The organism is Arthrobacter sp. S2(2024) (genome assembly GCF_036662515.1).
Taxonomy (GTDB): Bacteria; Actinomycetota; Actinomycetes; order Actinomycetales; family Micrococcaceae; genus Arthrobacter.
In genome coordinates this window covers 87,200-105,211 of sequence record NZ_JAYKZI010000003.1, presented here as the reverse complement: position 1 = coordinate 105,211, position 18,012 = coordinate 87,200, and the positions used below count along the sequence as shown (strand labels likewise).

The window sequence follows — 18,012 nt, the reverse complement described above, 5'->3', positions numbered from 1 at the left end:
GTGGAGATGCGCCTAGAAGTGCGTCAGGCAATGGGCTGGACGTTCGACGGCGAACATGTGCCGGGCAGCCAATGCTGCTCCTGCCGTGTGCTCGCGGATCCGGCCAGCCGAAGCCAAGGTTACAGGATTGACGGCACCCAAATAGACAGACCCCAAATCGGTGACGTCCATGCTCAGGTCAGGGCTCCCGCCATCCGCCGCATTGACGGTGACAACGCCGCCGTCGGACGTCAATTCCCAGGTACCGTCGGCAAAACCGAGCGCATCCCGGAACTGCAGGACCAACCGTCCATCGGCGCTGTAGCGGCGGGCTGACAAGGCTGCAGGGACGTCCAGGACGCGCAACCACAACATGTCGCGGTAGTCGGAAGACGCAATGCAGCGTCCGTCCTCGAGCGCCCATACAAGGGGGTCTTCAACGGGAGCGTCGGGCCAGGAAACCTGTTCGACGAGATCGATGCTGCCCAGGAATTGCCACAGTTCCAGGTACGCGGAGTCCCTCGCGGCGATAAGGTCCACGATTTCCACCGTGTACGGCTTCGTGTCCCAGCCGGCGAACTTGTATGACACGTAGCCGTCGATGATGCCGTCCGGTGCATAGTGGAGCGCACATTTGATGGCCTTGTCTTCGCTGCCGTCGCGCGTCATCGCCCCGGACACGTGATGGCGGTAGGAGTCCTGCCTGACGATGGACCCCGGCGTACGGTGGTGGACCTGTTCGAATACCTCGGGCGCTAGGTCAAGGAGGACGCGTGGATCGGCGATCTCCACCCGGCCAACGGGCTCATGACGGATGCGGAACTTCGGACCGGTGTCCACCTTGATGCTTCGCTCGAAGGTCGCGACGCCGAAACCGAAGCGGCCGTAAATGGACGCTTCGGATGCGGTCAGTGCGGCCATGGCGAAGCCGCCGTCCTTGGCATCGGCGAGGTCGGCGGTCATCATCCCGCGCAGGATCCCATGCCGCCGGTGCGTTCCGCGCACGGTGACCGCGGTGATCTGGCGCGTCCGCAGCTCTTCGCCGAAGCCAACATTCAGCTTGTTTTCCAGCGTTCCAAATGTCGCCACCGGAAATCCCGGGTTGAGCGCATGCAACGGAGGTTCTTCGTTGACGTAAACACCGGTCAACTCACGGTTGTCCGCTTGGTACATCGCGAGGATCTTGTCGATGAGCTCATCGCTTCGCTGCTCGTCATGGAATCCGAAGCCGACGGCGCGGAGCCAATCACGGGCTTGTCCGTAGTCCGGGTTCTCCTTGCCGACGGAACGAAAGCGCTTGACGTTGTACTTTTCGTTTGTTTCCTTGGGATCAGCCACCTCCCGAGCCTAGCCAGACAGCATGGGGGCACGCCACCATATCGGCGGCGTGCCCCCATGCAGAACGGCTATAGAGGCCGGCGGGCCCGCTAGTGCCCGGCGTCGTACCAGCTGGAGCCGACGCCTACCTGCACGTCGAGCGGTACCGTGAGCTGGGCCGCCGTCCCCATTTGTTCGGTGACGAGCTTTTCGACGGCTTCGCGTTCGCCGTGGGCGACCTCGAGGACGAGTTCGTCGTGGACCTGCAGCAGCATCCTGGACTTCAGCCCCTGGCTGGTCAACTCGGCCGAAACGCCGAGCATGGCCCGCTTCATGAGGTCCGCCGCCGAACCCTGGATCGGCGAGTTCAGTGCAATGCGCTCGGCGATCTCGCGGTGCTGGCGGTCCGTGCTGGTCAGGTCCGGAAGATAGCGACGGCGGCCTTCGATCGTGGCGGTGTAGCCGTCGATCCGGGCCTGCTCCACCACGCCGCGCAGATAGTCGCGCACGGCGCCGAAGCGGTCGAAGTAGTCCTTCATGAGGGTCCTGGCTTCGTCGACCGAGATTTCCAGTTGCTTGGACAGGCCGAACGAGGTCAGTCCGTAGGCCAACCCATAGGACATGGCCTTGACCTTGGAGCGCATGGCACTAGTGACGTCTTCCGGTGCCACGTTGAAAATGTGCGAGCCCACATAGCGGTGCAGGTCCTCGCCGTCCTTGTACGCCTGGATGAGGCCTTCATCGCCGGACAGGTGGGCCATGATGCGCATTTCAATCTGCGAGTAGTCGGCAGACAGCAGGCATTCGTAGCCCTCACTGACAACGAAGATTCCGCGGACCCGCCGGCCTTCCTCGCTGCGCACCGGGATGTTCTGCAGATTGGGGTTGTTCGAGGAAATACGCCCCGTGGCCGCGACGTTCTGCGCGTACGTGGTGTGGATGCGGCCGTCCTCAGCCACCGATTTCTTGAGGGTCTCCAGCATTTGGGCCAGCTTGGAGGATTCCCGGTGGGCCATGAGCTGCACCAGGAACTCGTGGCCGGTCTTCTCCAATAGGGCCTTCAGCGAGGCAGCGTCCGTCGTATAGCCGGACTTGATCTTCTTGGTCTTCGGCAGGCCGAGCTCTTCGAAGAGGACGGTCTGGAGCTGCTTGGGCGAGCCAAGATTGACCTCGTGGCCGATCGCGGCAAATGCTTGCTCCTGGGCGTTGTCGATCACCTTCGCCAGGTCCGCGAGCTGTTCGTTCAGGCGTTCCGTGGAGATGGCAATGCCCGACAGTTCCATCTGGGCCAGGACCCGTGCGACCGGCAGCTCCAAGGTGGTCAGGAGCGCCTCGGCCTTGCGTTCGGCGAGCTCGCTTTCGAAGTGCTTGCTCAGTGTGTGCACGACGGCGGCCTGCTGGACGAGCGCGCTGGCGGCGGCCCCGTCCGGCCCATCACCAAGATCGAGTTCCAGCTGGCCGGCTTGTACAGCCGCAGCCGCGACGGTGATCCTCAGGTGGTGCTGGGCGAGCTCGGCGAGTTCGTAGCTGCGGCGGTCCGGCTGGATCAGGTAGCCCGAAATGGCAGTGTCGTCCACCACGCCTTCCAGGCCGAGTCCACGGTGGTTCAGGGCCTTCAACGCGTCCTTGAACTCGTGCATGACCTTGGCTTCTTCGGGGTCTTGAAGCCACTTGGCAAGGACGGCATCGGCCGCCGCGTCCAAGGATGACAACTCGATGTAGGCCGCCCCGTTGGCACGCACGATGGCGAGGGCAGAGGCGTCGTCACCGATCCGCCCGGGAACCAACTGCACGGCGACGGCGGCACGGCTCCCCGTACCGGCGGCGAAGAACTCCTCCAGGGCGGCGGCGTCGTCCAGGATCTTGTAGTCGGGCGCGTCGATGGTTTCGGGGGGCGCGCCGGCGGTGTCGTCGCCATAGAGTGCGAACAGCCGGGCGCGGAGGGTCTTGAATTCAAGGGTGTCGAAGAGTGTCTCGACCTCCTGGCGGTTCGGGCGCGGCTCCTCGAGTTCCGCGAGCGTCACAGGGAGCTCAAGGTCTTTGAGCAGCTGGTTGAGGCGGCGGTTCCGCTTGACGGCGTCGATGTTTTCCCTGAGGGCTCCACCGACTTTGCCGCCGATCGAATCCAGGTTCTCCAGGATCCCTTCGAGGCCGCCGTACAGGTTGATCCACTTGGCCGCGGTCTTGGGGCCGACGCCGGGAACGCCGGCGAGGTTGTCGGCCGACTCCCCTACCAGCGCCGCGAGATCGGAGTAGCGGGACGGGGGAACGAAGTACTTTTCTTCGATCGCTGCCGAGTCCATGCGGGGAATATTGGAAACACCCTGTTTCGGGTACAGGACGAACACGTTGTCCGTGATGAGCTGGAAAGCGTCACGGTCCCCTGAAACCAGGAGGACTTCGTAACCTGCGGCCTCTCCCCGGGCCGCGAGTGTGGCAAGAATGTCGTCTGCCTCGTACCCGGGCATCTTGATGGTCTTGATGCCCCACGCTTCCATGACTTGGTCGATGAGATCGATCTGCCCGCGGAATTCCTGCGGCGTCTCGTTGCGGCCACCTTTGTATTCGCTGTACTCCGCCTTGCGGAACGTCGTGTCGTCCGAGACGTCGAAGGCCACCGCAACGTGGGTGGGCTTCTGGTCCTTGATGAGGTTGATCAACATCGAGGTGAAGCCATGCACGGCGTTGGTGTGCTGGCCCGAGGATGTGGCGAAGTTCTCTGCCGGCAGGGCATAGAACGCCCGGAAAGCCATCGAGTGACCGTCGAGGACCAGGAGCCTCGGCCGGCCACCGGCCGCCGTGCCCGCAGTGGTTGTTGAAGGGTCTGGTGCCGTTGCGGTGGCAGTTGACACTGCGCTTGCGGTTGCCGTTGACGTTGCCGTTGGAACTGAGTCCGGTTTGGTTGTTTCGCTCACAGGTGCCAGCCTAGTTGCCATGATGGACAATTTCACGCCGGGCCCGTTCACCGACGAACTCAATGCGGCCGGCGTTCCGCAAGAGTTGCACGGTTGGCTTTCCCGCTATGGCGTGGGTTCCCTCGTAGCGAAGATGGGCATCAAGTTCCTGGAACTGAGCCCTGAACGGACCGTTGCCACCATGCCGGTCGAAGGCAATACCCAGGTTGCCGGCATCCTCCACGGCGGAGCCCACGTGGTCCTCGCCGAAACCCTGGGCTCCTTCGCGGCAGCCCTGCATGCCGGAGCCGGGCGCCACGTGGTGGGAATCGAGGTGGGCGCAACCCACCATCGCTCCATTGCGAGCGGCCTGGTCACCGGCACTTGCACGGCCATCCACTTGGGCGGCACGCTCGCCACCCATGAAATTGTCATGACCGACGATCACGGCCGGCGACTCTCAACTGCCCGGATCACCAACATGATCCGGGAGAACAGGGCCCGCTGAACCGGCACGCGCGGGGAACCTGTAGCGCACCTCTACTGCCGCGCTACCCAGGGTGCGGGAGGAGACCAACTCAAGCGGCGCCGTCGGGCTTTCAACAGGCAACAAGCGCTTGCCGGAACCCAAAGCGACCGGGATCAGGGTGACAATCATCTCGTCCAGCAGGCCGGCCTTGGCGAACTGGGCCACGAGGTTTCCGCCGCCAACCAGCCACACGTTCTTGTCGCCGGCGTCGGCAATCAGGTCCGGCGCGAATTCCTCAACCTCGCCACGGACGAATGTGACGTCCGCGCCGGGCGGCGCGGCGTATTCGCGGTGGGTGAAGATCCAGCATGGAACACCTTGGTAGGGCCACTTGCCCGGTTCGTGTTCCATGAGCCAGCGGTACGTTTGGCCGCCCATGACAATGCAGCCGATGCCCGCCATGAAGTCTTCATAGCTTTCGGTGACGCCCTCGGCCTCTTCGAACTGGAGCAGCCAGCCAAGATCGTCTTCTTTCGTGGCGATGAACCCGTCAAGCGAGGATGCCACGTAGTACTGGAAATCCGCCATGGCCCCACCCTACCCATCAGGCAGCAGCGTTCACAGCTACTTCGAGAAGTACGGAACGATCAGGTAGATCCCGAAAAGCACGGCGATGCCGCAGGCCGCAAAACAAGCGTAGGCGAGCGACCGGACCATGCCCGGCGATTTCTGCCGGGCGTCGCCCGCGATGGCGGTGAGGCGGACACCGAGCGAATACAGCACGACGAGGAGAACGGCCGCCACAAGGGTCGCGCCGGCTACCTCCACCAGATCAAACCACTTCATGCCTGGATGTCCTTACTCGCGCTTTTGCTCAGGTTCTGTTTTCTAGCCTTCTTCTTGCGGAAGCGGACTGCGGTGCCGGCTTCCTCGACTTCGACGGCGTTGTGGTGGCCCACGTGCGATTTCCTCGAGTAAATGAACATGTAGACGACGACGGCGGTGCCCACGACTGCGGCGATGACCACGCCGACGGTACCGGTGCCGATGAGGAACGCCGTCAAAGCGCCCACGATGGCAGCCGCAGGGAGGGTGAAGAGCCAGCCGGTGGCGATGCGCCCCACCGTTCCCCAGCGCACCGTGGTGCCTTTGCGCCCGAGTCCCGAGCCGATGACCGAACCGGAGGCCACCTGCGTGGTGGAGAGCGCGAAGCCGAGGTGGGAGGAAGCGAGGATGGCTGATGCCGTGCTGGCTTCCGCGGAGAAGCCCTGGGCTGGCTTGACGTCGGTCAGCCCCGAGCCCATGGTCCGGATGATGCGCCAGCCACCCGCATAGGTTCCGATGGCGATGGCGAGTGCGCAGGCCCCGATGACCCAGAGCTGCGGGCCGCTGCCGGCCGGCTGGGTTCCGGCGGCGATCAGGACGAGGGTGATGATGCCCATGGTCTTTTGCGCGTCGTTGGTACCGTGGGCCAAGGCGACGAGGCTCGAAGTGAAGATCTGGCCGGTACGGAATCCGCCGCGCTTCTGGGTCAGCTTGTCGCCGGTTTCGGGGTCATGCCGGGACGTCAGGAGGTAGGCCAGCTTGGTGCACAGATAGGCCACGGCACCGGCGAGCAGTGGCGAGAAGACGGCCGGAAGGATCACCTTCTGGAGCACGGTGTCGAAGTTGACGGCGTGGAATCCGATGCCGACGATCGCAGCGCCGATGAGGCCGCCAAAAAGCGCGTGCGAAGAACTGGACGGCAGCCCCTTGAGCCACGTGAACATGTTCCACAGGACGGCCCCCATCAGCCCGGCGAAGATGATCTCCGGCGTGATGTGGATACCGTCCGTGCCCTCGCGGATCAGGCCGCCCGAAATGGTCTTTGCCACTTCGGTCGAGAGGAACGCGCCCACGAGGTTGAGCACCGCGGCCAAGGCAACAGCCGTCTTGGGTTTGATGGCACCCGTGGCGATCGGAGTCGCCATGGCGTTCGCAGTGTCGTGGAAGCCGTTGGTGAAGTCAAAAAATAAGGCCAGCGCTATGACAAGCGCGACCATGAAGGTGATTCCCACCTGGTGCCCAATCTGCAGAGTCGATGATGCGCAGTTCCACTTCCCCGGGGCCTGCCCAACAAAAAACAGTTCAGCACGCGTTCATCTGACTGTACTGGCGGAATTAACTATGGCGGGCGTGAAACCTTAAGAATCTTACGTGCCATTGCCGGCATGGCCAAACATCGAATCATCCAAGGAATTGCCGAACAGCCGCGATATCGCTGCGTGACAGGCCCCGCCGCGGATCCGGTGAGATCCACAGCACACGGTTGCCGAGGAACTCGGCCCAGGACCGGGCAGCGGCTTCATGGTTCAGCTGATCGTCCATCCACACGATCCGTTCGGCTCCGGACTCCTGGACGTCCTTCTGCAAGACGTCCAGCTTCCACCAATCGGCAGTCTGGTCCCAACCATCGCTGGTCAAGACGGGCCAATGCTCGCCGTGGAGACCGATGGCGGGGCATAGGAACTCGGGCGCGAGCCGCTGCCACGTGGTCAACCATACAAACCTCGCCGCGGGGTGGGCGGCCAGGTCATTGAGTTCGTCAACCAGTTCGGAGGCGTAGACGACGTCCAGGATTCCGGCGTCGGCGATTTTCCATTCCGTACCCCAATCGGTGAAGCCCAGGGGACCGAAGGGGTTCACCACGCCGTCGACATCCAGATACAGCGACACGGTGGTCATGCAGCCCCCTCCCGGACGTGCCAACAAGGCCAGCGTAAGGCAAGCGCTTTGGAACGCCACCGGGACCGTCCGGAAATTCATTATCTTGACGTTCGTCACATAAGTGATAATCTCAATGCATGGAAAACCGCACCGGCCACTCCGAAGAGACCATCAGGGCCCGAGGAATCAGGCCCATCGAGGATTCGGTCCGCACCGACTTCAGCCAGGCCATGTCCTATGGCGGGTATCTGAACCTTGACCGCCTCCTCACGGCCCAGCACCCGTTGAGCACCCCGGAACACCATGACGAATTGCTGTTCATCATCCAGCACCAGACCAGCGAACTATGGCTCAAGCTGATCCTGCATGAGCTTCTTGAAGCCCGCCGGCTCCTTGATGTGGACAACCTTGCCAAAGCCCTCAAATGCATCGCACGCGTCAAGGCGATCCAGCGGACCATGACCGAGCAGTGGTCTGTCCTGGGCACGCTCACTCCCCGCGAGTATTCCGAATTCCGGCGCTTCCTGGGCAGTTCGTCAGGCTTCCAGTCCCACCAGTACCGCGGCGTCGAGTTCCTCCTGGGCAACAAGAACCGCGGCATGCTCCGGGTCTTCGAGAGCGATCCGGCGGCGCACAGCCAGCTCAGTACCCTCTTGGAGGAGCCGACCCTTTACGACGCCTTCCTCGCAGTGCTGGCGCGGGCCGGTTATGCCGTTCCGGCCGAAATCCTTGAACGTGACACGAGCGAACCGTGGACGTTCCAGAAGGATCTGGTACCGGTCTTCCAGGAGATCTACGAATCGGAAGCCACACCCTGGGGATTCTACGAAGCGTGCGAAGACCTTGTGGACATCGAGGACAACTTCCACGCGTGGCGCTTCCGCCACCTGCGTACCGTGCAGCGGACCATCGGATTCAAGGTGGGCACGGGAGGCTCCTCCGGCGTCGACTTCCTCAAGCGGGCCCTTGACCTGACTTTCTTCCCGGAGCTCTACGCCGTCCGTACCGAAATCGGCAACTGAACAGCAAATTCCAAGCAACCCCATCGCTTTCTTCAGGAGAGACATGAACAGCGTGCAGCAAATGCAACGGCCGACGTCGGCAGAGCTCGACGCCGCGGATCCCCTCGCCGGGCAGCGTGAGGCCTTTTACGCCCCGTCGGACGGCCAGCTCACGGCCTACCTTGACGGGAACTCGCTCGGCAGGCCGCTCAAGGCGACATCGGCGAAGCTCGCGTCCTTCGTCGAGGACGCCTGGGGCAGCCGCCTTATCCGCGGCTGGGACGAACAGTGGATGGATGAGCCCACCGCAGTGGGCGACCGCATCGGCGTCGTGACCCTGGGCGCGGCCGCCGGCCAGGTGACCGTGGGAGACTCCACGTCCGTGATGCTCTACAAGCTCATCCGGGCAGCGGTCGACGCCCAAGCGGGCCGCGATGAGATTGTGGTGGACCGGGACAACTTCCCCACGGACCGTTTCATCATCGAGGGCATCGCCGCGGAGAAGGGCGCCACCATCAAGTGGGTCGCTTCCAACCCGGCCAGCGGCGTCCGGACCGCGGACCTCGAGGGACTGCTCAGCGAGCGGACCGCCGTCGTCGTACTCAGCCACGTGGCATACCGTTCGGGTTTCCTGGCGGATGCCGCGGCGATCACCGCGATGGTCAAGGAAGCCGGAGCGCTCATGCTCTGGGACTTGTGCCACTCGGTAGGCTCGGTGCCCCTCGAACTGGACGCCTGGGGTGTGGACCTTGCTGTTGGTTGCACCTACAAATACCTCAATGGCGGCCCGGGCTCCCCCGCGTTCGCGTACGTCAACGCGTCGCAGCAGGACCGACTGCAACAGCCGATCTGGGGCTGGATGGGCGCCGACAACCCCTTCGGCATGACGGAAAGCTACACCCCGGCCCGTGGGATCCGCAGCTTCATCACCGGAACTCCCCCGGTGCTGGCCATGCAGCCGCTCAAGGACATGGTTGAGCTGATCGCATCAGTGGGCATGGATGCGGTGCGGGAGAAGTCCATCAAGCTGACGGAGTACGCAGTCGCCTTGGCTGAGGACATGCTGGCCCCCCTCGGCGTCGAGATTGTCAGCCCGCGCAACACCGCAGAGCGTGGCTCGCACATCACGGTGGACCATCCCTTGTTCGGCGAGGTGACCCGGACGCTTTGGGAGCGGGGTGTCATTCCGGATTTCCGTCCGCCGCACGGATTGCGGATCGGGCTCTCGCCGCTCAGCACCAGCTACGCGGAGGTTGAGCTGGGAGTGACCGCCATCCGGGACGCCCTGACCGAACTCCTGTGAGTGCCGTCCTCGACGACATGGACTCCCGGCCCGGGAGTACCACGTCGTTGCTGCGGACCGTCATCGGCTTATACCTGCGCGATGCCGGCGGATGGATGTCCTCAAGGCACATCATCGTCCTCATGGAGGCCCTTGGCGTGACCGCTGCCGTGTCCCGAACGGCCTTGTCACGGTTGAAAAAGAAGGAAATCGTCCTTCCTCAGCTCCGTGAAGGTGTTCCCGGCTTCGCCGTCACCGAGGGCGCCGCCACGATGCTTGCCCGCGGAGACCGCCGGATCTTCAACCCCCGCCTGATGTCCCCCGCGGACCGCTGGTGCCTCGTGTCCTTTTCCATTCCGGAAACGGAGCGGGAAAAGCGGCACCAATTGCGGCGGAGATTGCACTGGATCGGCTGCGGCACGGTGGCAGCAGGGCTGTGGATCTGCCCGGATTCGCTCAGGGTGGAAGTGGAGGAGATCCTCGAGGACCTGGGGTTGCGCGGAATGGCCACGGTGTTCGTGACGGACACCCCCTTGGTGGGCGGCAGCCTCCGCGAGGCCGCATCCGCATGGTGGGACCTGGACACCGTGGCAGAACTGCATCGCGACTTCATCCGGCATCATGGTTCCGCGGCGGACGACGGCGGCCAAGACAGCGGTTCCGACGGCGGCCCGGCCTCGGCCGAAACCTTCGCCCGTTACGTCCGTTGCATCGACCGCTGGCGGATCATTCCGTACCTTGATCCGGGGCTGCCGGCGGAATTCCTTCCCGAGGATTGGCCGGGCATGGCGGGAATCGCCTTGTTCGAGCGCTTGGGGGCCGCCTATTCACGGCCCAGCGCGGACTTCGTGCGGAGGACGCTGGAAGCTTAGGGGCCAAGAACGGGTGATCACTCCGGGCAGCAGGCGTACGCTGGAAGCATGAACTTCGCCGATGGTGGATGGTTCGCGAGGTTGTCATGACCCGTCCTTGGTTGCGTTGGTTGCCGGCCGCGCTGGTTCCGGTAGCCCTTGCTGCGGCGGCCCTCGCTGGTTCCTACCAGGCGGGAGCTGCGACGAGCCTGCCTCCTAAAACGGCAGAGGAAGTCATCGCGATGATCGGCCGGGCCGACGTCCATGCTTTGTCCGGAACCCTTCAACAGAGTTCCGATCTGGGACTCCCCCAGCTCCCCTCCGTCGGGCCAACGGCAACCCAAGGCCCCGCTTCGGTCATGGAACTGTTGAGCGGATCCCACACGGTCCGGGTCTACCTGGACGGCCCCGCCAAGGCCAGGTTCCAGGTGATGGACATGCTCGCCGAGCGCGACCTCGTCCGCAACGGCAACGATCTCTGGCTCTACAACTCGGCCGACAACAGTGCGGCGCACATGACGATGCCCGCCGAACCGGCCCGCGCTGCGGCCCCGCGCGCGACGCCTACTCCCGGAGCGATCACGCCTGATGTCGTCGCGCAGCACTTCCTCGCCGCCGTCGGGCCTACAACAGACGTGACCGTGGGCGACGGAACCGCGGTGGCCGGCCGCACGGCCTACCAACTGGTGATCAGGCCGCGGAGTACCGGCACGCTGGTCGATTCCGTGACAATCGCCGTCGACTCCGCCTCCGGCCTGCCGCTCGGCGTCGAGGTGCGGGCACGGGGCCAGGCCGCGGCGGCCTTTTCGCTCGCGTTCACTGACGTGAGCTTGTCGGCGCCCGACGCCGCCCTGTTCAGTTTCACTCCGCCCCGCGGTGCCGCCGTGGAAGAGAAGGCAACCCCGCAACCGCGTACCCTCCCCGGTAAGACCGGGCAAGCACCGCAGGTAAAGGCAACCGGGGGCCGGCCAACAGTCACGGGAACCGGCTGGGACGCAGTGATCGCCATGCCCTCGGGGACCGTGCCCGCCGATGTCCGCTCGGCTCCGATGGTGGCCCAGCTCACCCAGCCGGTAGCGGGCGGCCGTGCAGTGACCACCAGCCTGGTAACTGTCTTGATGCTCGACGACGGCCGCGTCTTCGCGGGAATGGTGCCACTTGAGCGGTTGCAGGCCGCAGCCGCCACGAAATGACGGAGGCATCCCCGCCGGCTGAACTGGCGATAGAGACGCAAGGCCTCAGCAAGCGCTTTGGTCACCGGGCCGCCGTCGAGGGCGTCGACTTGGCGGTTCCGCGCGGTTCAGTCTTTGGCTTCCTCGGTCCAAATGGCTCGGGCAAGACCACCACCATCCGGTTGCTGCTTGGATTGGCGGCCGCCACGAACGGCCGCATCCGGGTTCTGGGTGGCGATATGCCGCGCCAACTGGCAACGGTCCTGCCCAATGTGGGCTCGCTCGTGGAAGGCCCGGCCTTCTACCCTTTCCTATCCGGGGCGGCGAACCTTCGGCGATTGGACAGCGCCGATCTTCACGCATCCCCGCGGACCAGGGCCGCACGGGTGGATGAAGCGCTCGAGAGGGTGGGGTTGTCCCATGCCGCGGGCAAAAAGGTGCGCGCCTATTCGCTCGGGATGAAGCAGCGGCTGGGAATTGCACATGCCCTGCTGCGGCCGAGGGAACTGCTTGTCCTCGATGAACCCACCAACGGCCTGGATCCGCAAGGGACCCGGGAGGTGCGCGGCCTGGTCCGCTCCCTCGCCGCCGGGGGCACCACCGTGTTCGTCTCCAGCCACCTCCTCGCGGAAGTGGAACAGATGTGCACCCATGTGGGTGTCATGAGCGTAGGCAAACTCGTGGCGCAAGGAACCCTGCACGAACTGCGCGCCGCGGGAACGGCCACGATCCGGCTCCACACGCCCGATATTGAGGCCGCTGTCCGTGTCCTCTCCAGGCTGGGCCTGCAATCGGAACTGTCAGTGCCGCTGCCCGGATCGCACGGTGCCGATGGCCAGAGCCTCGTCAGCACCGGGCCGCCGGGGTACGGGGTGGCTCCCGAGGCGATCGTGGCTGCCCTCGTGTCCGACGGCGTCCGGGTGCGGGGCTTCGGCGTGGAGGACGCCAGCTTGGAGGAGCGCTTCGTCTCCCTGACCGGAGAGGGTTTCGACATTGCCGGCTGAACGCGGAACCGACGTCACGGCTGCCGCGCAGGGCGCCCTGGTAACAAACACCCGGCTATCAAGCTCGTTGTCACTCATGGCCTCCGAGCTCTCGGTGCTGTTCAGGCGGCTGCGGACATGGGCCATGCTCCTCGCGCTCGCGGCGATCCCCATCCTCATCGCCGCGGCGGTCAAGCTGAGCTCGCATCCCGTGGCGCCAGGGCGCGGTCCGCCGTTCCTTGATCGCATCACCCAGAACGGGCTTTTCGTCGGCGTCACGGCAATGATCGTCTCCGTGCCCTTGTTCCTTCCCCTCACGATCGGAGTGGTGGCAGGCGACACGATTGCCGGAGAAGCGAACCTTGGCACGCTCAGGTACTTGCTCGTCGCCCCGGCGGGACGCGTCCGCCTCTTGTTGATCAAGTACGCGTCCGCCGCGGCTTTCTGCCTGGCAGCGACCCTTACGGTGGCCGCCGCCGGTGCCCTGGCCGGCGTCGCGCTCTTCCCGGTAGGTCCCGTTACCCTGCTCTCCGGCGACACGATCGGCGTCGGCGAATCAGTGGTGCGTTCCCTGCTGATAGCCGCGTACATTGCTGTGTCACTGTTGGGGCTCTCCGCCATCGGGCTGGCAATATCCACCTTCACGGACGTGCCGGTCGGGGCCATGGCCGCAACGATCGTCCTGTCCGTGGTGTCACAAGTGGCCGACAACCTGCCGCAATTGGAGTGGCTGCACCCGTGGCTGTTCAGCCACTACTGGTTGGGTTTCGCCGACCTCTTGCGCCAACCCATCTCGTGGACGAGCTTCGGCGACAATGCCCTGCTGCAGGCGGCCTACGTCGTGGCGGCCGGCGCGTTGGCTTATGGCAAGTTCACCAGCAAGGATGTCCTGTCCTGAAGTACGGCCTGCCCGTAAGCTCGTGGCATGGCAAGATTCTTCGATGTCCACCCGCAGGACCCCCAACCACGCGCAATTGCCCAGGTGGTGAATATCCTCCAGTCCGGCGGGCTCATCGCCTATCCCACCGATTCCTGCTACGCGCTCGGCGCACAAATCGGCAACAGGGAAGCCCTCGACCGGATCCGCTCGATCCGGCAGCTGGACAGCAAGCACCATTTCACCTTGGTCTGCAAGGACTTCGCGCAGCTCGGTCAGTTCGTCATGATCGACAACGATGTGTTCCGAAGCATCAAGGCCGTGACGCCGGGTAGCTACACGTTCATCTTGCCTGCCACCAAGGAAGTCCCCCGCCGCCTCCTGCACCCCAAGAAGAAAACGGTAGGCGTGCGGATTCCGGACCATAATTTTGTCCAGGCCCTCCTGGCCGAACTGGGCGAACCGCTACTTTCCAGCACCTTGCTGCTCCCCGACGAGGAGGAGCCGTTGACCCAAGGCTGGGAGATCAAGGAACGCCTGGACAATCTGGTGGAAGCCGTGATCGACTCCGGCGACACCGGCGCAGAGCCCACCACGGTGGTGGACTTCTCGAGCGGCACCGCGGAAGTGGTCAGGCGCGGCACCGGCGATCCCTCCCGATTCGAGTGAGCATGCGTACCGCCGAATCCAGTGTCACGATCGACGTCGACGGCACACCGGTCTCCGGTATCTACGGCCGGCCGGACAACCCGGTCGCGACCCTCGTTCTCGCCCACGGAGCCGGGGCGGGCATGGAGCATCCGTTCCTGGGCGGCCTCGCGCACGCTTTGAACGACGACGGCGTCGCGACCTTGCGCTTCAACTTCCCCTACCGGGAAGCCGGCAAGAAGTTCCCCGACCGGCCTCCCGCGGCTATCGCGGCCTGGCGGGCCGTCATGGCGGAAGCCGCGTCCCGTTCGGAGGGAGAACCGCTGTGGGCGGCCGGCAAGTCCTTCGGTGGACGCATGGCGTCGATGGCAGTGGCCGAAGGCATGCCCGCCGAGGGACTCATCTATCTCGGCTACCCGCTGCACCCGCCCGGAAAACCCGAGAAGCTCCGTGACGAGCACCTTTACGGGCTCACGCTGCCGATGCTCTTCCTGCAGGGCACGCGGGACACTTTCGCGACGCCCGAGCTGCTCGAAAACGTGGTGGCCCGGATCGGCCCCGCCGCCACCATCGGGTGGTGGGAGGGCGGCGACCATTCCTTTGGCCGCGCGGGAGTCAACGCGGGAGTCAAGAAGAGCGCTGCGGAGGTGGGGGCCTCATTGGCACCTCCCGTTTCAGCGTTCCTTCGCAAGAACCGCTGACCTGGAAGGAGACTCCGAGCCTCAGGCTTTCGCCGAGGCGACGGCTATGCCGGGCGGCAACGGCTCGTGCCGCAAGTACTCCCGGCGGAATCGACCGCTGCCCGCCGTCAGTCCCCGCAGCACGATCGCGTACCGCAGCAGTTCCTGCTCCGGCACTTCGGCGCTGATCTCCGTGCGCTCTCCGCCCACGGATGTCGTCCCGGTGACGCGCCCGCGGCGGGAGGACAGATCGCTCATGACCCCGCCCACGTGCTCGTCGGCCACAAGGACCGTCACGGCCGAAATCGGTTCGAGCAGTTGAATGCTGCCCGCCGCGGCGGCTTCCCGCAAGGCCAAAGCGCCAGCGGCCTGGAAAGCCGCGTCCGATGAATCGACGCTGTGGGTCCTGCCGCCCACCAGGATCACCCTGATGTCGACCACCGGGAAACCTGCCCGCACCCCCTTGCTCATCTGGGCCCGGACGCCTTTCTCGACCGACACAACATACGTGCCGGGGATGACCCCGCCAACAATCCTGTCCACGAATTCGAAGCCTCCCCCGCGTTCAAGGGGTTCCACTTCGATATCGCAGATCGCGTACTGTCCGTGGCCGCCGGATTGTTTGACATAGCGTCCGTGGCCCGCGGACTGGGCGGCAAAGGTCTCCCGGAGCGGGGTAATGACATCCACGGTCTGCAGCTTCACCCCCTGCTCGCGCAAACGGTCCAGGACTGCCTCCGAGTGGGCCTCGCCCATGCACCACAGGACCAGCTGGTGCGTCTCGGAGTTGCGCTCCACCCTCAGGGTCGGATCTCCCGCCGCGACCTTGGCCAGGCTCTTGGACAGCGCGTCTTCATCGCCGTGCGAGGCTGCTTCGATCGCCACAGGCATCAGCGGCTCGGGCATGTCCCAGGTTTCCACGAGCAGTGGAGCCTCGCGCGCGGAGACCGTGTCTCCCGTTTCGGCGCTCGCCACCTTCGCCAGCGCGCAAATGTCTCCGGCCACGGCGAACTGCACCGGCCGCAGGCTTGAGCCCAACGGGGAGTACAGGTGGGTGATCCGCTCGTCGCTGTCGTGGTCGGGGTGCCCGCGCTCAGCCAGGCCGTGTCCACCCACATGCACGGCAGAGTCCTCTCGCAGCGTCCCTGAGAAGACCCGGACAAGGCACACCCGTCCCAGGAACGGGTCAACAGTAGTCCGCACCACTTCGCCAAGGAGCGGACCGTCCGGATCGCATGCCAGGGGTTCCAAGGGTGTCCCGCCCAGGTCAGTCACCGTCGGGAGGCTTCGCTCGGTCGGAGGCGGAAAGGCGCGGGTCAGCACTTCCAAGAGTTCGGCCGTGCCGACTCCGGTCACGGAAGAGCTGGCCAGGACCGGAAAGAACGTCCCCCGGACGATCGCGGTCTCCAGATCTTCCACGAGGGTATCGATGGGGACGTCCTCGCCGCCGAGGTACCGGTCCATCAAGGTCTCGTCCTCGCTCTCGGAAATGATGCCCTCGATGAGTTCCCCCCGGACACCTTCCGCGCCGGTCAGTTCCGCCGCTGTCGCCGCCCGGACCGCGGGCCGTGGTTCCCCGGGGGTGTACTCCGACACCGAGCCCGAAAGCAGCCCGAGCACTCCGGAAACAGCGTCCGCGTTGCGGACCGGCAAATGAAGGGGAAGGACAGAATCGCCGAAGGCGGACCGGCATTCGGCCAGGACGGCATCGTAGTTCGCCCGGGGATGGTCAAGCCGGCTGATGACCACGGCCCTGGGCATGCCAACGCGCTCGCATTCACCCCACAGGGCGGTGGTTCCGGCGTCGACGCCGTCAACGGCCGACACTACGAACAGAGCCGCATCCGCGGCACGCAGCCCCGCGCGCAGCTCTCCCATGAAATCGGCGTAGCCCGGGGTGTCGAGAAGGTTCACTTTGATGTCGTCGAAGACCAAGGGCGCCGCGGACAGCCCGATGGATCGCTGCTGGTGGATGGCCGTCGCTTCCGAGTCGCTCACGGTGGTGCCATCCACGATCGAACCCATGCGGTTCACCACCCCGGCAGCGTAAAGGAGTGATTCGAGCAGCATCGTCTTTCCCGCGCCCGAGCGGCCAATCAGGACGACGTTGCGGATGTTTTCGGGCCGATCGGCTGGCGCCGAGGACGGGTCCGCCCGTCGAAGATCGGGGTTGGTCCGGTTCGACCCCTTCGTCGCACTGCCTGGGCCTTTCACCGACATGAGCACCTCCTGGAGTAGAAGCCGAATCCCCCGCGTCCTTTGCTAACCGATTCCACACCCTGGACTGGCGCACGGCAAGAGCAATCGACCCAGTCCGTGCCGAAACCGCAGCCTTAGGAGAGCATGCCCCACACCGTGCGAAGGGAAAACACCGCGCTTGCTGCGATGACAACGGCGAAAGCCACGAGCCACAGCAAGGACGGCACCCCCGTGGACCGGGCCAGGATGTAGGCATCCGACGACGCGAGCCGGTCGCGCCGACGGGTGTGGACCGAAGCCACCTTGAACCAATCCCGCACGGCGCCCACCTCGAGGGCTATGCCAAGTCCGAGTACCACATGGCTTACCGTCGAGGGAGTGGCGAACATGACAAGCAACTGGGCAATCGCGGCACTGAGGAGCGCCACGAAGATTCCCGTGAAGTTCCGCAGAAAGATCAGTGCGAGCAGCAACACCAGCGCGCCGATGGACATGGCTGCCCCGGACCGCCCTGCCGACACGGACCAGATGAGCGCCACGCCTACCACGGCGGGACTCGGATATCCCCAGAACCCGGACCAGGCTGCGCCGAATTTGCCGCGCCCGCTGCTCAGGAGCTGTCCGGAGTGGTCCAGCCCGATCCGGAGCCCGTGGACGACCCGCCCCGTCATGAGGGCAGCGAACGCGTGGCCCAGTTCATGCACGAAGGTCACATAAAGGCCAAACCAGCGCCAGGTGGCGCGCGGGATGCTCAGTACGACGGCAGCAGCCAGGATGCCCAGCACAACAGGGGTCGCAAGGTTCGGGACCTCTTGTGTGGTGAATCCCCGCAGCACGGCCTGCCACCAGTCGTTGGCAAGGTCAGCGGGACGCAATTCCATGTTCATCACCGTGGCATCCTAAAGAAAAAGCCTGTGAACGCCTCCCAGCCAGCTGGAACCACCGGCAAGCCGG

At 64.8% G+C, this 18,012-nt stretch carries 17 protein-coding genes; 9 read left to right on the top strand and 8 right to left on the bottom strand.

Annotated features, from left to right (window positions below; translation table 11 throughout):
- Positions 1 to 12: 12 nt before the first annotated feature.
- Together VLA65_RS07020 and polA are read right to left on the bottom strand one after the other, a co-directional pair.
- A complete protein-coding gene (locus VLA65_RS07020) occupies positions 13 to 1,317 on the bottom strand; it encodes a GNAT family N-acetyltransferase (RefSeq protein ID WP_332602107.1) in 1,305 nt (434 codons plus the stop codon).
- Positions 1,318 to 1,406: 89 nt separating this feature from the next.
- The gene (gene polA, locus VLA65_RS07015; protein ID WP_332602336.1) at positions 1,407 to 4,049 is read right to left on the bottom strand and encodes a DNA polymerase I; all 2,643 of its coding nucleotides are present in this window, start codon (positions 4,047 to 4,049) and stop codon (positions 1,407 to 1,409) included.
- Positions 4,050 to 4,230: 181 nt separating this feature from the next.
- On the opposite strand from polA, the gene VLA65_RS07010 reads away from it, so the two are divergent.
- Positions 4,231 to 4,698 (top strand): hotdog fold thioesterase, encoded by a 468-nt coding sequence (locus VLA65_RS07010; protein ID WP_284988241.1) that lies wholly within the window; start codon positions 4,231 to 4,233, stop codon positions 4,696 to 4,698.
- Here the strand turns inward: VLA65_RS07010 and VLA65_RS07005 are convergent.
- The 4 genes from VLA65_RS07005 to VLA65_RS06990 form a co-directional block, all read right to left on the bottom strand.
- Positions 4,651 to 5,247: a dihydrofolate reductase family protein gene (locus VLA65_RS07005; protein WP_284988242.1), complete on the bottom strand. Its 597-nt coding sequence runs from the start codon at positions 5,245 to 5,247 to the stop codon at positions 4,651 to 4,653. The genes VLA65_RS07010 and VLA65_RS07005 overlap by 48 nt on opposite strands.
- A gap of 36 nt (positions 5,248 to 5,283) precedes the next feature.
- Entirely contained in the window at positions 5,284 to 5,505 is a 222-nt protein-coding gene (locus VLA65_RS07000; RefSeq protein WP_059389296.1) for a hypothetical protein, read from the bottom strand.
- On the bottom strand, positions 5,502 to 6,716 hold the full coding sequence (locus tag VLA65_RS06995; RefSeq protein WP_059389297.1) for an inorganic phosphate transporter: 1,215 nt from the start codon (positions 6,714 to 6,716) through the stop codon (positions 5,502 to 5,504). The genes VLA65_RS07000 and VLA65_RS06995 overlap by 4 nt, the downstream gene beginning before the upstream one ends.
- A 169-nt stretch (positions 6,717 to 6,885) precedes the next feature.
- Entirely contained in the window at positions 6,886 to 7,383 is a 498-nt protein-coding gene (locus VLA65_RS06990; RefSeq protein WP_059389298.1) for an HAD domain-containing protein, read from the bottom strand.
- A 119-nt stretch (positions 7,384 to 7,502) separates the two neighbouring features.
- Here VLA65_RS06990 and kynA point away from each other — a divergent pair, with 119 nt between their 5' ends.
- The 8 genes from kynA (at position 7,503) to VLA65_RS06950 (ending at position 14,880) form a co-directional block, all read left to right on the top strand.
- Positions 7,503 to 8,387 carry a tryptophan 2,3-dioxygenase gene (gene kynA, locus VLA65_RS06985; protein ID WP_332602106.1) on the top strand — a complete coding sequence of 295 codons (885 nt, stop codon included), beginning with the start codon at positions 7,503 to 7,505 and terminating at the stop codon, positions 8,385 to 8,387.
- A gap of 43 nt (positions 8,388 to 8,430) precedes the next feature.
- Entirely contained in the window at positions 8,431 to 9,669 is a 1,239-nt protein-coding gene (gene kynU / locus VLA65_RS06980; protein WP_332602105.1) for a kynureninase, read from the top strand.
- Entirely contained in the window at positions 9,666 to 10,520 is an 855-nt protein-coding gene (locus tag VLA65_RS06975; RefSeq protein WP_332602104.1) for a PaaX family transcriptional regulator, read from the top strand. The genes kynU and VLA65_RS06975 overlap by 4 nt, the downstream gene beginning before the upstream one ends.
- A gap of 86 nt (positions 10,521 to 10,606) precedes the next feature.
- Positions 10,607 to 11,692, top strand: coding sequence for a LolA family protein (locus tag VLA65_RS06970; RefSeq protein WP_332602103.1), 1,086 nt, complete (start codon positions 10,607 to 10,609; stop codon positions 11,690 to 11,692).
- Entirely contained in the window at positions 11,689 to 12,675 is a 987-nt protein-coding gene (locus VLA65_RS06965) for an ABC transporter ATP-binding protein (RefSeq protein WP_332602102.1), read from the top strand. Before VLA65_RS06970 ends, VLA65_RS06965 begins: the two co-directional genes overlap by 4 nt.
- A 76-nt stretch (positions 12,676 to 12,751) precedes the next feature.
- Positions 12,752 to 13,552 carry an ABC transporter permease gene (locus VLA65_RS06960; protein WP_306959564.1) on the top strand — a complete coding sequence of 267 codons (801 nt, stop codon included), beginning with the start codon at positions 12,752 to 12,754 and terminating at the stop codon, positions 13,550 to 13,552.
- Between the two features lie 27 nt (positions 13,553 to 13,579).
- Positions 13,580 to 14,200 carry an L-threonylcarbamoyladenylate synthase gene (locus VLA65_RS06955; protein WP_059389303.1) on the top strand — a complete coding sequence of 207 codons (621 nt, stop codon included), beginning with the start codon at positions 13,580 to 13,582 and terminating at the stop codon, positions 14,198 to 14,200.
- 2 nt (positions 14,201 to 14,202) lie between these two features.
- Complete coding sequence (locus tag VLA65_RS06950; RefSeq protein ID WP_332602335.1) at positions 14,203 to 14,880, top strand: alpha/beta hydrolase family protein; 678 nt, start codon at positions 14,203 to 14,205, stop codon at positions 14,878 to 14,880.
- A 21-nt stretch (positions 14,881 to 14,901) separates the two neighbouring features.
- Here VLA65_RS06950 and VLA65_RS06945 read toward each other — a convergent pair whose 3' ends face one another.
- Together VLA65_RS06945 and VLA65_RS06940 are read right to left on the bottom strand one after the other, a co-directional pair.
- Positions 14,902 to 17,079 (bottom strand): elongation factor G-like protein EF-G2, encoded by a 2,178-nt coding sequence (locus tag VLA65_RS06945; protein WP_332602101.1) that lies wholly within the window; start codon positions 17,077 to 17,079, stop codon positions 14,902 to 14,904.
- Between the two features lie 113 nt (positions 17,080 to 17,192).
- Positions 17,193 to 17,945, bottom strand: coding sequence for a M50 family metallopeptidase (locus VLA65_RS06940; protein WP_284988318.1), 753 nt, complete (start codon positions 17,943 to 17,945; stop codon positions 17,193 to 17,195).
- Positions 17,946 to 18,012: the final 67 nt, after the last annotated feature.

Excerpts from the sequence above, each read along its gene's own strand:
- VLA65_RS06970 (WP_332602103.1), top strand. The coding sequence starts at position 10,607 with ATGACCCGTCCTTGGTTGCGTTGGTTGCCGGCCGCGCTGGTTCCGGTA.
- VLA65_RS06960 (WP_306959564.1), top strand. The coding sequence starts at position 12,752 with ATGGCCTCCGAGCTCTCGGTGCTGTTCAGGCGGCTGCGGACATGGGCC.
- VLA65_RS07005 (WP_284988242.1), bottom strand. The coding sequence starts at position 5,247 with ATGGCGGATTTCCAGTACTACGTGGCATCCTCGCTTGACGGGTTCATC.
- VLA65_RS07000 (WP_059389296.1), bottom strand. The coding sequence starts at position 5,505 with ATGAAGTGGTTTGATCTGGTGGAGGTAGCCGGCGCGACCCTTGTGGCG.
- kynA (WP_332602106.1), top strand. The coding sequence starts at position 7,503 with ATGGAAAACCGCACCGGCCACTCCGAAGAGACCATCAGGGCCCGAGGA.
- VLA65_RS06955 (WP_059389303.1), top strand. The coding sequence starts at position 13,580 with ATGGCAAGATTCTTCGATGTCCACCCGCAGGACCCCCAACCACGCGCA.
- VLA65_RS06990 (WP_059389298.1), bottom strand. The coding sequence starts at position 7,383 with ATGACCACCGTGTCGCTGTATCTGGATGTCGACGGCGTGGTGAACCCC.
- VLA65_RS06940 (WP_284988318.1), bottom strand. The coding sequence starts at position 17,945 with ATGAACATGGAATTGCGTCCCGCTGACCTTGCCAACGACTGGTGGCAG.
- polA (WP_332602336.1), bottom strand. The coding sequence starts at position 4,049 with ATGGCTTTCCGGGCGTTCTATGCCCTGCCGGCAGAGAACTTCGCCACA.
- kynU (WP_332602105.1), top strand. The coding sequence starts at position 8,431 with ATGAACAGCGTGCAGCAAATGCAACGGCCGACGTCGGCAGAGCTCGAC.
- VLA65_RS07010 (WP_284988241.1), top strand. The coding sequence starts at position 4,231 with ATGATGGACAATTTCACGCCGGGCCCGTTCACCGACGAACTCAATGCG.
- VLA65_RS06950 (WP_332602335.1), top strand. The coding sequence starts at position 14,203 with ATGCGTACCGCCGAATCCAGTGTCACGATCGACGTCGACGGCACACCG.
- VLA65_RS06945 (WP_332602101.1), bottom strand. The coding sequence starts at position 17,079 with ATGTCGGTGAAAGGCCCAGGCAGTGCGACGAAGGGGTCGAACCGGACC.
- VLA65_RS06965 (WP_332602102.1), top strand. The coding sequence starts at position 11,689 with ATGACGGAGGCATCCCCGCCGGCTGAACTGGCGATAGAGACGCAAGGC.